The sequence below is a fragment of the Nonomuraea sp. NPDC050310 genome (assembly GCF_040655795.1).
Classification (GTDB): domain Bacteria; phylum Actinomycetota; class Actinomycetes; order Streptosporangiales; family Streptosporangiaceae; genus Nonomuraea.
On the sequence record NZ_JBFAKP010000003.1, the window covers coordinates 262,276 to 276,627 of the forward strand.

Consider the following 14,352-nt stretch of genomic DNA (forward strand, 5'->3'; position numbering starts at 1 on the left):
AAGAGGGAACGTGTCCGTGTTCGCAGCCGCCGTCCATGCCTACCAGCGGTCCGTGGCCGGGCCTCGGGCCCATCGCTCCGGGCCGTTCGTGATCCGCTTCGACGAGCACGACGCCGCGCTGCCGTTCAACTACGCCGTCCCGGACGACGGCACCGACCCGACCGCGGAAGAGGTCGCCGCGCTGGTCGAGACCTTCCGCGACCGGGGCCGCACGCCGCGCCTGGAGTACGTGCCGCAGGCCGCGCCCGGGGTGGAGCCGGCGCTGCTGGCGGCCGGGTTCGCCGTCGAAGGGCGCTTCCCCCTGCTGGTCTGCCCGCCGGAGACGGCGGTGGACGCCCCGGCCGACGCCTCGGTCCGGCTCGCCACCGTGACCTCCGACGCCGGCCTCTGGTCGGCCGCCCGCGTCATGAACGCCGCCTTCGAGGCTCCCGAGGCCACCGAGCACGACGTGGCCCGCCTGCGCGGGGTCCTGGACAAGGGCGGCCTGGTCGCCGTCGGCACCGACACCACGACCGGCCAGGCGGTGGCGGCCGGGCAGCTCGGCGGGCCCCATGAGGGCGTGGCCGAGGTCGCGGGGATCGCCGTCCTGCCCTCGCACCGCCGGCGCGGCCTGGCCGGCGCGCTCACCGCCCTGCTCACCCGCGCCGGCGCGGCCCAGGGCGTCGGCACGCCGTTCCTCACCCCGGCCGACGACCACGCCGCCCGCGTGTACGCCCGCGTCGGCTACCGCAAGGTCGGCGAGGCGCTGTTCATCTCCCTGCCCTGACCCACCGGCGGATCGGCCTGCGGATCGGCCGCCGAGAGCTGCCACATCGCGGCGTAACGGCCGCCGAGGCGGAGCAGGTCGTCGTGCGTGCCGGCCTCGGCGATCCGGCCGTCCTCCAGGTAGACGATCTGGTCGGCCCGCTGGACGGTCCGCAGCCGGTGCGCGACCAGGACGACGGTCCGGCCGGCCATCAGCCGGTCGATGCCCGCGTGCACGGCGGCCTCGTTGACCGGGTCCAGCGCCGAGGTCACCTCGTCGAGCAGCACGACGGGGGCGTCTTTCAGCAGCGCCCGGGCGATCGAGACCCGCTGACGCTCGCCGCCGGACAGCAGCGCGCCGCCCTCGCCGACGCCGGCCGCCCAGCCGCCGGGCAGCCGCTCGATCACCTCGTCCAGCCCGGCGGCGCTCGCCGCGGCCCGAACCTCCTCGGCGCTCGCCTCCGGGCGGCCGAGCCGGATGTTCTCCTCGATGCTGCCGTCGAAGAGGTAGACGTCCTGGAAGACGATGGCGAACTGGGCCATCAGCGCCTCGGTGCTGACCTCCCGCACGTCCACGCCGCCGACGCGCACCGAGCCCGAGTCGACGTCGTGGAAGCGGGCCAGCAGGTGCAGCAGCGTCGTCTTGCCGGAGCCGGAGGGCCCGACGACGGCCAGCCGCCCGCCGGGGGGCACCCGCAGCGACAGCTCGTCGAGGACCGGGCGGCCGTCGCGGCGGAAGGTGACGGACTCGAACTCCAGCCCGGAGCCGGCCGGCTGCACCGGGCGGGCGGGCTCGGGCAGCGGCTCGGTCGCCAGAAGCGTCTCCAGCCGGCTCAGCTCGGCCTTGGCCGCCCGCACCTTGCCGCCGAGCTCGGCCAGCGACAGCACCGGGTCGGCGCACCGGGCGGCCAGCAGCAGGATCGCCAGCACCTCGGCCGCCTCGACCGCTCCGCCGAGCGCGAGGTAGGCGCCCAGGACCAGCACGCCGGTGAACACCGCCTGCACCGCGAGGGTCAGCCCCACCGCACCCGGGACCGCCGCCACCACACTGCGGCGGGCCGCCCGCTGGAGCCCGGCGAGCGCCTCGTCCAGCAGCCCGAACCGTTCGGCGGTCCGGCCGCCCGCGCGCAGCACCGGCTGCGCCTGGAGGTACTCGATGACCCGCCCGGCCGCCTCGTGGTCGCGTTCGTGCCGCTCGGCGTCGGCCGCGGCGACCGCGCGCCCCGCCCAGCGGTCGACCGCGGCGACGATCGGCACGCCGAGCAGCGCGGCCAGGCCCATCCGCACGTCGTAGGCGAGCATCACGGCCACGATGGTCAGGGGCGTCACGACGGCCGAGACGAACGGGCCCAGCAGGTGGGCGAGGATGCTCATCGCCTGCAGCAGGCCCTTGCTGGCCAGGACGGACACCTGGCCGACGCGGGCTCCGCCGTACCAGCCGACGGGCAACCGGGCCAGGTGGTCGCCGAGCCGGTGGTACATGCCGCGCAACATCGTGGTGCCGACCCGGAACCCGGCCAGGTCGCTGAGGTAGCGGAGCACCGCGTACCCGGCGAACGCGCCGCCGAAGCCGGCCAGCCAGGGCCAGGCGGACCCCGGCTCGTCGCCGAGCAGCGCCCGCAGCACCGGGACCAGCAGCGCGTAGGCGAGGCCCTCGGCGATGGCCGCCGCGGTCATGAGGGCGATGGTGCGGCGCACCGGCCCGGCGTAGTGCTCCCCCAGGACGCGTACCAGCATGCGGATCATCGCGAGCCTCCCCGGGCGGCGGTGTGGTGGGTCTGCCAGAAGGCGGCGAACCGGCCGCCGCGGGCGAGCAGGTCGGCGGGCCGCCCGCGTTCGGCGACCACGCCGTCCTCCAGCAGGACGACGGTGTCGGCGTCGGCGATCGTCTCCAGCCGGTGGGCGATGACCAGGATCGTCCGCTCGCCGGCCAGCGTCGCCAGGGCCCGGCGCACGGCCCGTTCGGTGTGCGGGTCGGCGAAGGCGGTCGCCTCGTCCAGCACCAGGACGGGGGCGTCGGCGAGCAGCGCGCGGGCCAGCGACACGCGCTGCGCCTCGCCGCCGGACAGGACGGCCTCCTCGCCGATCACCGTGTCGTAGCCGCGGGGCAGCCGCAGGATCCGCTCGTGGACGCCGGCCAGCTTCGCGGCGCGGATCACCTGGTCGCGGCTCGCTTCGGGTACGGCCAGCGCGATGTTGTCGGCGGCCGAGGCGCGCAGCAGGCGCACGTCCTGGAAGACGAAGGCGACCGTGCGGTGCAGCCGGGCGCTGCCGATCTCCCGCAGGTCGGCCCCGCCCAGCAGGATCGAGCCCTGGACCGGGTCGAAGAACCGGGGCAGCAGCCGGACCAGCGTGGACTTGCCGCTGCCGGAGGGCCCGACGAGCGCGGTGACCGTGCCGGGTTCGAGCACCAGGTCGATGCCGCGCAGCACCTCGTGGCCCTCCTCGTAGCCGAAGCGCACCCCGCGCAGTTCCACCCGGTGGCCGCGCGGCGGCACCGGGCGGGCCGGCTCGGGCAGGGACGGGACGGCGAGCACGTCGCGGATGCGGCCCACGGCCTGGCGCGCGGCCCGCAGGTCGTCGAAGCCGTGGCCGAGGGCGGCCACCGGCGCGGTCAGGCCCAGACCCAGCAGCAGGAAGGGCAGCAGGTCGGCGGCGGGCAGGCCGCCGCCCGTGATCAGGGCCGCGCCGCCGATCAGCACGACCAGGAGCACGAACACCGGGGACAGCGCGAGCTGCATCGCCGCGGCGATCGGCGACAGCCCGTGCGCCCAGCGCAGGAAGGTGCCGGCGAACTCGTCGGCGGCCGCGCGGAAGCGCCGGTGCGCCCGCCCGCCGCCGCCGAACGCCTTGACCACGGCGATCCCCTGCACGAACTCGATCGCGGAGCCGGCGATGCGTCCCATGCCCGCGTCGAACTCCTCCTGCTCGCGCAGCCGCGCCGGGGTCATCATCAACGGCACCAGAGCCATGGCCAGGACGACCGGGATGAGCGTGATCAGGGTGAGGCGCCAGTCGACGGCGAACAGGTAGGCCAGCGAGACCAGCGGCACCACGAACGCGGAGACCAGCTCGCCGGGCGCGTGGGCGATGAACGGGTGCACCGCGCTCACGTCCTCCCCCACCACCTTGGCCAGCTCGCCGGTGCGCCGCCGGGAGAACCAGCCGATCGGCACCCGGCCGAGCCGGGCGGCCAGCCGCCGCCGGAAGCCGAGCTGGACCCGGCCGTCGAGCAGGTGCCCGGTGGCGGAGGAGGCGGCGGTGAACACCAGCCGGACGAACAGGCCGGCCGCGCCGGCGAGCACGATCGCCCACACGTGCCCGGGATCGAGGGGTCCGGGCGAGAGCAGGACGCGGCCCAGTTCGACGACGGCCAGCAGCGGGGCCAGGCCCGCCACCGCGCCGACCACCTGGAGGAGCACCACGGCCGCGAACGTCCCGAGGTGCGGGCGCAGCAGCCCGCCCAGGCCCGTGGAGCCGGCTTCCGTCTCGGCCGGGTCGAGGGCGGCCACCGGACCGCCGGAGTTTCGGAACATGTTCCTAAAGTAAGCTCAAACCGCACCGGCTGCCAACCCGGCAGCCACGAACGGACGGCATGATGGGACCGATGACCCGATCCGAAGCACCGAACGGCCGCACCGGCCGCCCCCCGGTCACCTCCCGCGCGCAGATCCTGGCGGCGGCCCGCCGCATCCTGGAGCGCGACGGCTGGGAGAAGCTGACCGCGCGCCGGCTCGCGGGCGAGCTCGGCATCGGGACGACCACCCTGTACCACCACATCCGCGACCGGGAGGACCTGCTGGTCCAGCTCATCAACGAGCTGGCCGAGCCGACGCTGCGCCTGGACCTGCCCGCCGACCCGCGCGAGCGCGTCATCGCCGCGGCGACCTCGATCCACGACTCGCTGGCCGCCGTGCCGTGGGCCCCGGAGATCCTCACCACCGACGGCTTCCTCGGCCGTCTCGGCGAGCCCGCGCTGCGGCTGGTCGAGGCCATCGTCTCCGGGGCGCTCGACTGCGGCTGCACGCCGGAGCAGGCCGTGGCGGTCTTCCGCAGCGTCTGGTACTACACCGTCGGCGAGATCCTGGTCCGGGTGCACTCGGCCGGGCGACCGGCGGCCCAGCCGCCCGGTGACGGCTTCTTCGGCCCGGACGTGGACACCTCGCGCCTGCCCCACCTCTCCGCCCTGGCCGAGCGGTGGGAGGAGCTCGCCGCCCGCGACACCTTCGCCGAGGCCCTGGAGGCGTTCGTGGACGGCCTGCTCGGGCGGGCCGCCCGATCCGGCTGAGCGCCCGGCTTTCCGAGAGGTTTACGCCCCTCCCGCCCGTCCCACGCGTCTCCTAGGTTAGGCTTGCCTAAGTCAGAAGGAGGCGTCGGGGGAGGCAAGACGGTGGCCAGAGGCTGCGACCATCCGGTGGGGTGCCACGAGGGCATCCTGCCGACCTTCGCCAGCGCGACGGTCGGAGCCAGGACGTGGCTGCTCGTCGAGTACCAGGGCCCCTGGGCGGACCGGGTGGAGAATTCAACTCTCCCCGAGGGAATCGCCAAACTCGTGCGCAGGGCCGCCGAACGCGGTATCAGGCCGCAACTCATCCGCCGGCCCGGACGCCGGACCCGCCCGCTGGACCAGGGAATCCGTGTGATAGTGGCCTACGCCGCAGGCCCCGACCCCTGGATGGCGCAGGGCATCATCGCAGGTCCGGATGATCTTGACCTGGACGCGCTGATGGCCGGAGTGGTCCCAGAGTCCTGCATACTTGATGACGAGCCGGTATTTCTGGTCTGCACGCACGCCAAGCGCAACGCGTGCTGCGCCCGCATTGGACTACCCCTCGCTCGGTCGCTGGCAGAAATTTTGCCGGACAGAGTGTGGGAAACGTCACACGTTGGCGGCGATCGCTACGCCGCCAACCTCGTGTGCTTGCCACACGGACTTTATTACGGCAGCATGTCTCAGGCTGCCGCGTTGTCGGCGGCTAACGCGTACCGGTCGGGCGAGGTCATCCTCGACCGCTACCGGGGACGCGCAGGCATCCCTGAGCCACTGCAAGCCGCCGAGCATTTCGCCCGCCTCCACACGGGAGAGCTCTCGGTCGGCGGAGTGGCCGTGGAATCCTCCAGGTTGGACGGCGACGTCACCGAAGCCCTCGTGCGCTGCGGTGACGTGCGGCTCCGGGTTGTGGTTGAGCCATCGGTGTTCCAAGCACCGTGTGGTACGGCTTGCGCCGAAACGATCACAACCTATCGGCTGATCTCGCTGGACAGGCTCACCCCTGTGCGGTACGTCACGCCCGCCCTCACCTGACATGGGAACATCCCGGCCAGACCTTGCGTTGGACCAGTGACGCCAAAAGCGTCCAATGCGGCTCAAAAAGACCGAAATACTCTCAAAAAGGTGGATTTCTCATGTCTCAGGTACGTCGGCAGCTCACCCGCCCGCGCCCCAGTTGGGGTTGGCAGGATGATGCCGCGTGCCGGGGTGAGGACCTCGTGCTGTTCTTCGGCCCCGATGGGGAGCGGCAGCCCGAGCGTGACAACCGCGAGAAGAAGGCCAAGGCGATCTGTGGCGGCTGCCCGGTACGCAACGAGTGCCTGGACTACGCGCTGTCCCGTCCGGAGAAGTACGGCACGTGGGGCGGACTGAACGAGGACGAGCGCGCTTCCGAGCGTCGTCGTCGTATGCGGCGCGCCGCCAGCGCCGGCATCTCCGCCGCCTGAGTTTCTCCCGGCACGTTTTCACGGGTCGAACCCCGGCCGTCTCGTTTCGCCGGCCGATAACCGAAATCCCCGCGTGAGCGTGGATTCCGGAACATCAGTGACCCCTTCAGAAGTTACGTGATCACGCAGTTGTCCCGATGATGCCCGTCCTGGCGGCGGGCGCGAACCCGGTCGGGACAACTGCCTGATCAGGTGGGTATGTCCTGAACGCCGATCCGGCGGCGGAACACCCAGTAGGTCCAGCTCTGGTAGAGCAACACCACCGGCAGGAAGATCACCGCCACCCACGTCATGATCGTCAAGGTCTTGGCGCTCGCGGCGGCGTTCTCGACGGTCAGGCTGTAGGCCGGATCGATCGTCGAGGGCAGCACGTCGGGGTAGAGCACCGCGAACAGGCTGATCACCGCGAGCCCGACCGCGCCTGCCGACAGGCCGAAGGCCCACCCCTCCCGCCCGCTGAACAGCAACCCGAGCGCGGCGACGAAGGCCAGCGCGGCCAGCGCCGAGACCAGCACGGTCAGCGGCGTGCCACCCATGAACTGCGTCCACGCCAGGAAGCACACCGCCAGCACCGCGGCCACCATGCCCACGCGCACGCCCAGTCTGCGGGCGCGGGCCCGGATGTCGCCGCGCGTCTTGAGCGCCAGGAAGATCGCGCCGTGCGCGGCGAAGAGCGTGAGCGTGACCAGTCCGCCGAGCAACGCGTACGGGTTGAGCAGGTCCCAGAAGCCGCCCACGTACTCGTGCGAGGCGTCCAGTTCGAGCCCGCGCAGGATGTTGGCGAACCCCACGCCCCACAGCAACGCCGGCACGAACGAGCCGAAGACGATCGCCCGGTCCCAGTTCGCCCGCCACCTGGCCGACTCGCGCGTGCCGCGGTACTCGAAGGCCACGCCGCGCAGGATCAGCGCCACCAGGATCAGGAAGAACGGCAGGTAGAGGGCGCTGAACAGGCTGGCGTACCACTCGGGGAAGGCGGCGAAGGTCGCCCCTCCCGCGGTGATCAGCCAGACCTCGTTGCCGTCCCACACCGGCCCGATCGTGTTGATCATCACCCGCCGCTCGACGCCGTTGCGCGCCAGCACGGGCAGCAGCATGCCCACGCCGAAGTCGAAGCCCTCCAGGACGAAGTAGCCGACCCAGAGCACGACGATCGCGACGAACCAGATGGTCTCCAAGGCGGCTCCTAGTACGCGAAGGCCAGTTGTTCCCGATCACGCGGTTGCTCGTCGGGGGGTGGGGCGGCCTTGCCGTACTTGATCATGAGCCCGAGCTCGATGACGGCCAGCGCGCCGTACAGCAGGGTGAAGCCGATCATGGAGAACAGCACGGTGCCGGCCGGGACCGACGGCGAGACGCCGGAGGCGGTCCGCATCAGGCTGAAGACGATCCACGGCTGGCGGCCCATCTCGGTGAAGATCCAGCCGAAGCTGTGCGCGAGCACGGGCAGGGCCACCGACCAGACGGTCAGCCGCCAGAGCCACGCGCGTTCGGGCAGCCGGCCGCGGCGGGTGAGCCAGAGCATGGCCAGCGCGATCAGCGCCGCCAGCGCCCCGCAGCCGATCATGAGGCGGAAGCCCCAGTAAGTGATCGGGATGTAGGGGCGGTAGTCGCCGGGCCCGAACCGGTCCTGGTACTGCGCCTGCAGGTCGTTGATGCCCTCGACCCTGCCGTCGAAGCTGCCGGTGGCCAGCCACGACAGCACGTTGGGCAGCTCCAGCCGGAAGACCGGCTCGGTGCCGTCGAGGGTCCCGATGGTGAACAACGAGAAGGGGGCCGGCTGCTGGGTCTCGTAGAGGGCCTCGGCGGCGGCCATCTTCATCGGCTGCGTGTCGGTCATGATCTTCCCGAGCACGTCGCCGGAGACGAAGATCAGCGCGAAGGAGACCAGCGCGGTCCAGAGCCCCAGCTTCATCGACGGGCGGAAGACGTCCAGGTCCCGGCGCCGGGCGAGATGCCAGGCGGAGACCGCCACGAGCAGGATGCCGCCGGACAGCCAGGAGGCGAAGATCGTGTGCGGGAAGGTGGCCAGCAGCACCTTGTTGGTCAGGACCGCCCCGAAGTCGGTGAGCTCGGCCCGGCCGCCGGCCAGGTGGTGGCCGACCGGCCACTGCATGAAGGAGTTGGCGGCCAGGATGAAGTAGGCCGACAGCGCGGTGCCGATGGCGACCAGCCAGATGCACATCAGGTGCAGCCGCTTCGGCAGCCGGTCCCAGCCGAAGATCCACAGCCCCAGGAAGGTCGACTCCAGGAAGAAGGCGAGCAGGGCCTCCAGCGCCAGCGGCGCGCCGAAGATGTCGCCGACATAGCGGGAGTAGGCGCTCCAGTTCATGCCGAACTGGAACTCCTGGACGATGCCGGTGACCACGCCCATCGCGAAGTTGATCAGGAGCAGCTTGCCCCAGAACTTGGTGGCCCGCCGGTAGGCCGGGTTGCCGGTGCGGACCCACGCGGTCTGGATGAGCGCGACCAGCAGCGACAGCCCGATGGTGATCGGCACGAACAGGAAGTGGTACACCGTCGTGATGCCGAACTGCCAGCGCGCCAGATCCACCACATCCATGTGATCACCCTAGGTGTCCTGACGAACACGCCATGTCAGGACACGCGCGTGACATCTGTCATGGATCCTTCCGTGACGTCCGGACCAGGCGCCGCTCCCCCGCCCGCTGGATGATCGGCAGCATGACGAGCGCGATCGGCCTCAGCGGGCTGCGCAAGACCTTCGGCCAGGTGCACGCCGTGGACGGGATCGACCTGGAGATCGCCCCCGGCGAGGTGGTGGCCCTGCTCGGCCCCAACGGCGCGGGCAAGACCACCACGATGGAGATGATGCTCGGCCTCACCACCCCCGACGCCGGCGAGGTCCGGCTGTTCGGCCGCCCCCCGGCCAGAGCCATGGCCGAGGGCCTGGTCGGCGCCATGCTCCAGTCGGGCGGCTTCCTGCGCGAGATGACCGGGCGAGAGATCGTCCAGGTCATGGCGGCCCAGTTCCCCCGGCCGCTCAAGGTGGAGGAGGCCCTGACCCGGGCCGGTGTCGCCGAGCACGCCAAGCTCCGGTACGGCGGGCTGTCCGGCGGCCAGCAGCAGCGGGTGCGCTTCGCCGCCGCGCTGGTCTGCGACCCGGACCTGCTGGTGCTGGACGAGCCCACGGTCGCCATGGACGTGCGCGGCCGGCACGAGTTCTGGGCCGCGATGCGCGCCTACACCGAGGGCGGCAAGACCGTGGTGTTCGCCACCCACTACCTGGCCGAGGCCCAGGACTTCGCCGACCGCGTGGTCCTGTTGCGCCGGGGACGCATCATCGCCGACGGCTCGGTCGCCGAGATCACCTCCCGGGTGGCCGGCCGTACCATCGCCGCCGTGCTCCCGGGAGCAGATCCGGTACGGCTGCGCGGCCTGCCCGGCGTCGACCTGGTCGAGGTGCGCGAGGACCTGGTGACGATGCACTGCCTCGACTCCGACCGGGCGCTGCGGGCGCTGCTGCGCGACTTCCCCGCCGCCCGCGACGTCGTGGTGAGCGCGATGACCCTGGAAGACGCCTTCGTCGCGTTGACCACCAGCACGGACAAGGAGCAGGTCTGACGATGGGCACCCTGATCGGCACCGAGGTCAAGCTGCTCCTGCGCAGCGGCGAGTTCCTGGTCGTGGCCGTGCTCTTCCCGGCCGTGTTCTTCCTGGTCATGTCGGAGGTCTTCGGCACGATGCCGCCGGCCGGCTTCGACATGTCCACCTACATGATGATCAGCATGGCCGCCTTCGGCGCGGTCTGCGGCGCGGTCAACGTCGGCCAGCGCGTCGCCCAGGAGAAGCAGGCGGGCTGGAACCGGCAGTTGCGGCTGACGCCGCTGCCCGGCTGGTCGTACGTGCTCAGCAAGGTGGTCGCCGCGATGGTCGTGGTCCTGCCGTGCGTGGCCCTGATCCTGCTGGTCGGCTTCCTGGTCAAGGGCGTGACGCTCGAACCGTGGCACTGGCTGGTGATCGTGCTGGCCACCTGGGTGGGCTCGATCCCTTTCGCGCTGCTCGGCCTGCTGATCGGGCTGGCGGCCAAGCCCGAGGCGGTCGCGCCGCTGAGCGTGATGGCCTTCCTGCTGCTGTCGATGCTGGGCGGGTTGTGGATGCCGGTCGAGATCCTGCCCTCGGTCATGGCCGCGCTCGCCCGCGCGCTGCCCAGCTACTGGATGGCCGAGAGCGCCCGCGAGCTGGTCGCCGGGCGCCCGCTCGACCTGGCCGGGGTGGCCGTGGTGGCCGTCTGGCTGGTGGTGTGCGGGCTGGTGGTGGGCCGGCTGTACCGGCGCGACGCCGCCCGCGCCTAGGCAACCGGCGATCACCCACATATGGTGTGATCGCCATGAGCCGGACCAACCACGCAACCCCCCGCACCGGCCCGGCGGCCCGGATCAAGCGGGCGGCCGCCGACGAGCTCGTGCAGCCGGCCAGCCCGCCGTGGGTCTGGCTGGCCTTCTCCTTCCCGTTCACCGTCGCGCTCTGGTTCGACCTGGCGGGCTCCACCGGCTTCGCGGCTCGCGCGGTCTGCCTGGCCTTCATCGCCGCCTACTCGCTGGCCTGCCCGCTGACCGTCTACCGGCCGCTGTCCTGGCGGGTGGCCGCCTGCCTGGTGGTCACCGCGATCAACAGCGCGCACGTGTTCGCCTTCGGCCACGACGCGATGACCTACTCCTACTCGATCGTGCTCATGGCGATCCTGCTGCCCTGGCACTGGGCCGCGCTGTGCGGCGGCGGCCTGGCCCTGGTGGTCGTCGCCGTGCTGGCCGTACGGACCGGCGGGGTGCCCACCAAGCACATGCTCCTGCTGCTGGTCGCGCTCAGCGGGATGGGCATCGGCGGCTTCTTCCGGATGGCGCAGCAGCTCAAGGAGGCCAACGCCACCATCGCCGCGCTGGCCGTGCACGAGGACCGCGAGCGCATCGCCCGCGACCTGCACGACGCGCTGGGCGCGGGGCTGACGACGCTGATCGTCAAGGCCGGGCTGGCCCGGCGGCTGCTGGAGAGCGGCGAGCCGCAGGCGGCGACCACCGAACTGCGCGAGGTGGAGGAGCTCGGGCGGCGGGTGCTCGACGACGTCCGCGCCGCCGTACGGGCGACCGGGGAGCTGTCCATGGCCACCGCGCTCGCCGACGCGCGGCGGGCCCTCGGGGCCGCCGGGATCGGCGCGCGGCTGCCCGAACCGGCCGACGGCACGCCGGAGATCTTCGCCTACGTGCTGCGCGAGGGGGTGACCAACGTGATCCGGCACAGCTCCGCCCGCACCTGCGAGGTACGGCTCGGCCCCGGCTTCATCGAGGTGCGCGACGACGGAACCGGCTCGGCGGAGCCGCTGGGCCGCGGGCTGTCCGGGCTGGCCACCCGGCTCGGCGCGCTCGGCGGCACGCTGAGCGCGGGCTCCGGACCGGCCGGCGGCTACCTGCTGCGCGCCGAGCTGCCGTCGTGATCCGGGTCCTGCTCGCCGACGACCAGGCGTTGCTGCGCGGGGCGCTGGCGATGGTGCTCCGGCTGGAGCGCGACATCGAGGTGGTCGGCGAGGCCGGCGACGGTGAGGCCGCGCTGGCGCTCGCCGGCCGGACCCGTCCGGACGTCGTCCTGCTCGACATCCAGATGCCCGGCCGCGACGGGCTGGCCACGGTCACCGCGCTGACGGCGCTGGGCTGCCGGGTGGTGATGCTCACCACCTTCGGCAAGCCCGGCTACCTCAGCCGGGCCATGGCCGCCGGCGCGTCCGGCTTCGTGGTGAAGGACATCCCGCCCGAGCAGCTCGTCGACACGGTCCGCCGGGTGCACGCGGGGCTGCGCGTGGTCGACCCGCACCTGGCCGCCGCCTCGCTCAGCGGCGGCCCGAGCCCGCTCACCGGGCGGGAACGCGAGGTCCTGCTCGCCGCCGCCGACGGCAGCACCGTGGGCGACCTGGCCAGGCGGCTGCGCCTGGCGGAAGGGACCGTGCGCAACCACCTGTCGGCGGCGATCGGCAAGACCGGGGCCCGAACCCGGGCCGAGGCGATCCGGATCGCCGACGAACAGGGCTGGCTCTGACCGCTCACCGGCGGCGGTCAGGGCTCAGGCGATCAGGTCGTCGAACTCGCCGTCCTTGGTGCCGAGAACGAAGGCCTCGATCTCCGCGCGCGTGTAGACGAGCGCCGGACCGTCCGGGAACCGGGAGTTTCGCATGGCGACCTCGCCGGTGGGGAGCGGGGCGAGCTCGACGCAGTTGCCGTTCGGGTTGCTGCGCGCGCTCTTACGCCAGGCGACGGGGAGACGGCTGGCGGAGATGCCGTTCTGGATGCCCTGCATGGGGGATGGCTCCTCGCGATTACGAATGCACGTGCATCCGAGAATAGGGCAGAGTGCCGATCTTCATATACAGGACGACCAAAAAGGGTCAGGCGAGGAGGTTGCGCAGGAAGCGCGTGGAGTCGTCGGGAGTGAGCGCCTGGGCGCTGAGCCGGTCCATGACCTGGATGTAGTGCTCGGTCTCCACCGGCTTGTCCAGGTAGAGGGCCGAGGTGAGCTGCTCCATGTAGACCACGTCGGGCAGCTCGGGCTGGGGGAAGCGCAGCAGCGAGAAGGGGCCGCCGGCGGCGGCGTGGGCGCCGCGCTCGAAGGACATGATCTGGATGGTCACGTTCGGCAGCGCGGCCATGGTCAGCAGGTGTTCGATCTGCTCGCGCATCACGCCGGGGCCGCCGTGGCTGCGCCGTACGACGGCCTCGTCCACCACGGCCCACAGGGTCAGCGGCTGGGCGGCGGTGAGCCGGCGCTGGCGGGTCATCCGGACCGAGACGCGCCGGTCGAGCTCCTCGGTGGAGGCGTGCGCGTTGTCCAGCACGATCACCGCGCGGGCGTAGGCCGGGGTCTGCAGCAGGCCGGGCACGAACTGGTTCTCGTAGGTGCGGATGACCGAGGCCGCGCCCTCCAGGCCGATGTAGACCTCGAACCAGCCGGGCAGCACGTCGCCGTACTTGTGCCACCAGCCGGGCGCGTTCGCCTGGCGGGCGAGCTCCAGCAGCGGGGCGCGCTCGGCCTCGTCGGTGACGCCGTAGAGGGTGAGCAGGTCGGCGACGTCGCGTTCCTTGAAGCTGACCTGGCCGAGCTCCAGGCGGCTGATCTTGGCGTGCGAGGCACGGATGGAGTAGCCGGCGTCCTCGCGGGAGATGCCGCGGGCGGACCGCAGCTTGCGCAGTTGCGTGCCCAGCAGGATGCGCAGGACTGTCGGGCTGCCCTGGTCGAGGGCCAGGAGCCGGCCCTCCCCGATGTTCTCCGCCGCCGCGCCCATGGGCCTCTCCTTGATCAACAGGGCTCAAGTGTTCCACGCTGCACGTGCAAAAGGAATATGCATTGGTAAATCACGAAAAGTCTTGCATCGTGAATCCCGCCACATAAGTATGGTCCCTGAGATCACGCGACGACCGGGGACTGGGATGACGACCTCCGCCGCCCGACCGCATGCCGCCGCTGCCGGTCAGGCACCGCCAGAGTGGTTACAGGCAGTCCTGTCCGACACCGACGCGGACGGGCATCTGGCCGTGTTCGAGCACCCCGCGCCGGTTTCGGCGGCCCGGGTGTTCGTGGCCACCGTGCTGACCGAGTGGCGCAACGCCGACGCGGTCTTCGACGCCCAGCTCATCGTGTCGGAACTGATCACCAACGCGATGCGGCACGGCGGCGGCGCGCAGAGCCTGTCCCTGGTGGTGCGGGGCGCGCACGTGGGCTGCTCGGTGAGCGACTACAACCACCTGCCGCCGGTCGCGGCGGCCGAGGCCGACCACTTCGCCGAGTTCGGCCGGGGGCTCCACCTCATCCAGGCGCTCTCGCTGTGCTGGGGCTGGTACCAGTCGACGCCCGGCAAGCGGGTCTGGGCCGTTCTGCGCTGACCCT

General features: G+C 72.1%; 15 protein-coding genes. 9 read left to right on the top strand and 6 right to left on the bottom strand.

Annotated features, from left to right (window positions below):
• Positions 1-10 precede the first annotated feature (10 nt).
• Positions 11-766 (top strand): GNAT family N-acetyltransferase, encoded by a 756-nt coding sequence (locus AB0I67_RS10850; RefSeq protein ID WP_357921039.1) that lies wholly within the window; start codon positions 11-13, stop codon positions 764-766.
• On the opposite strand, the gene AB0I67_RS10855 is transcribed toward AB0I67_RS10850, so the two are convergent.
• The gene (locus AB0I67_RS10855; RefSeq protein WP_357921042.1) at positions 724-2,490 is read right to left on the bottom strand and encodes an ABC transporter ATP-binding protein; all 1,767 of its coding nucleotides are present in this window, start codon (positions 2,488-2,490) and stop codon (positions 724-726) included. The two genes, AB0I67_RS10850 and AB0I67_RS10855, sit on opposite strands and share 43 nt — an antisense overlap.
• Entirely contained in the window at positions 2,487-4,280 is a 1,794-nt protein-coding gene (locus tag AB0I67_RS10860) for an ABC transporter ATP-binding protein (protein WP_357921045.1), read from the bottom strand. The genes AB0I67_RS10855 and AB0I67_RS10860 overlap by 4 nt, the downstream gene beginning before the upstream one ends.
• A 71-nt stretch (positions 4,281-4,351) precedes the next feature.
• Between AB0I67_RS10860 and AB0I67_RS10865 the strand changes: the two genes are divergently transcribed.
• From AB0I67_RS10865 to AB0I67_RS10875, 3 genes are all read left to right on the top strand, one after another.
• A complete protein-coding gene (locus AB0I67_RS10865) occupies positions 4,352-5,032 on the top strand; it encodes a TetR/AcrR family transcriptional regulator (RefSeq protein ID WP_357921048.1) in 681 nt (226 codons plus the stop codon).
• Positions 5,033-5,134: 102 nt separating this feature from the next.
• Complete coding sequence (locus tag AB0I67_RS10870; RefSeq protein WP_357921051.1) at positions 5,135-6,049, top strand: sucrase ferredoxin; 915 nt, start codon at positions 5,135-5,137, stop codon at positions 6,047-6,049.
• Positions 6,050-6,150: 101 nt separating this feature from the next.
• A complete protein-coding gene (locus AB0I67_RS10875; RefSeq protein WP_357921054.1) occupies positions 6,151-6,462 on the top strand; it encodes a WhiB family transcriptional regulator in 312 nt (103 codons plus the stop codon).
• Between the two features lie 188 nt (positions 6,463-6,650).
• On the opposite strand, the gene cydB is transcribed toward AB0I67_RS10875, so the two are convergent.
• Positions 6,651-7,640, bottom strand: a complete 990-nt coding sequence (cydB, locus tag AB0I67_RS10880; protein ID WP_357921056.1) for a cytochrome d ubiquinol oxidase subunit II — start codon at positions 7,638-7,640, stop codon at positions 6,651-6,653.
• Positions 7,641-7,648: 8 nt separating this feature from the next.
• Entirely contained in the window at positions 7,649-9,025 is a 1,377-nt protein-coding gene (locus AB0I67_RS10885; protein ID WP_357921059.1) for a cytochrome ubiquinol oxidase subunit I, read from the bottom strand.
• 122 nt (positions 9,026-9,147) lie between these two features.
• On the opposite strand from AB0I67_RS10885, the gene AB0I67_RS10890 reads away from it, so the two are divergent.
• The 4 genes from AB0I67_RS10890 to AB0I67_RS10905 are packed head-to-tail and all read left to right on the top strand — an operon-like array spanning position 9,148 to position 12,510.
• Entirely contained in the window at positions 9,148-10,047 is a 900-nt protein-coding gene (locus tag AB0I67_RS10890; protein ID WP_357921062.1) for an ABC transporter ATP-binding protein, read from the top strand.
• A gap of 2 nt (positions 10,048-10,049) precedes the next feature.
• Positions 10,050-10,778: an ABC transporter permease gene (locus AB0I67_RS10895; RefSeq protein WP_357921065.1), complete on the top strand. Its 729-nt coding sequence runs from the start codon at positions 10,050-10,052 to the stop codon at positions 10,776-10,778.
• A 35-nt stretch (positions 10,779-10,813) separates the two neighbouring features.
• The gene (locus AB0I67_RS10900) at positions 10,814-11,914 is read left to right on the top strand and encodes a histidine kinase (protein ID WP_357921068.1); all 1,101 of its coding nucleotides are present in this window, start codon (positions 10,814-10,816) and stop codon (positions 11,912-11,914) included.
• The gene (locus tag AB0I67_RS10905; protein WP_357921071.1) at positions 11,911-12,510 is read left to right on the top strand and encodes a response regulator transcription factor; all 600 of its coding nucleotides are present in this window, start codon (positions 11,911-11,913) and stop codon (positions 12,508-12,510) included. The genes AB0I67_RS10900 and AB0I67_RS10905 overlap by 4 nt, the downstream gene beginning before the upstream one ends.
• Before the next feature lie 24 nt (positions 12,511-12,534).
• On the opposite strand, the gene AB0I67_RS10910 is transcribed toward AB0I67_RS10905, so the two are convergent.
• Together AB0I67_RS10910 and AB0I67_RS10915 are read right to left on the bottom strand one after the other, a co-directional pair.
• Positions 12,535-12,768: a DUF397 domain-containing protein gene (locus AB0I67_RS10910; RefSeq protein WP_357921074.1), complete on the bottom strand. Its 234-nt coding sequence runs from the start codon at positions 12,766-12,768 to the stop codon at positions 12,535-12,537.
• Positions 12,769-12,856: 88 nt separating this feature from the next.
• Positions 12,857-13,750, bottom strand: a complete 894-nt coding sequence (locus AB0I67_RS10915) for a helix-turn-helix transcriptional regulator (protein ID WP_357921077.1) — start codon at positions 13,748-13,750, stop codon at positions 12,857-12,859.
• A 250-nt stretch (positions 13,751-14,000) separates the two neighbouring features.
• Here AB0I67_RS10915 and AB0I67_RS10920 point away from each other — a divergent pair, with 250 nt between their 5' ends.
• Positions 14,001-14,348: an ATP-binding protein gene (locus AB0I67_RS10920; RefSeq protein WP_357921080.1), complete on the top strand. Its 348-nt coding sequence runs from the start codon at positions 14,001-14,003 to the stop codon at positions 14,346-14,348.
• The last annotated feature ends 4 nt before the right edge of the window (positions 14,349-14,352 follow it).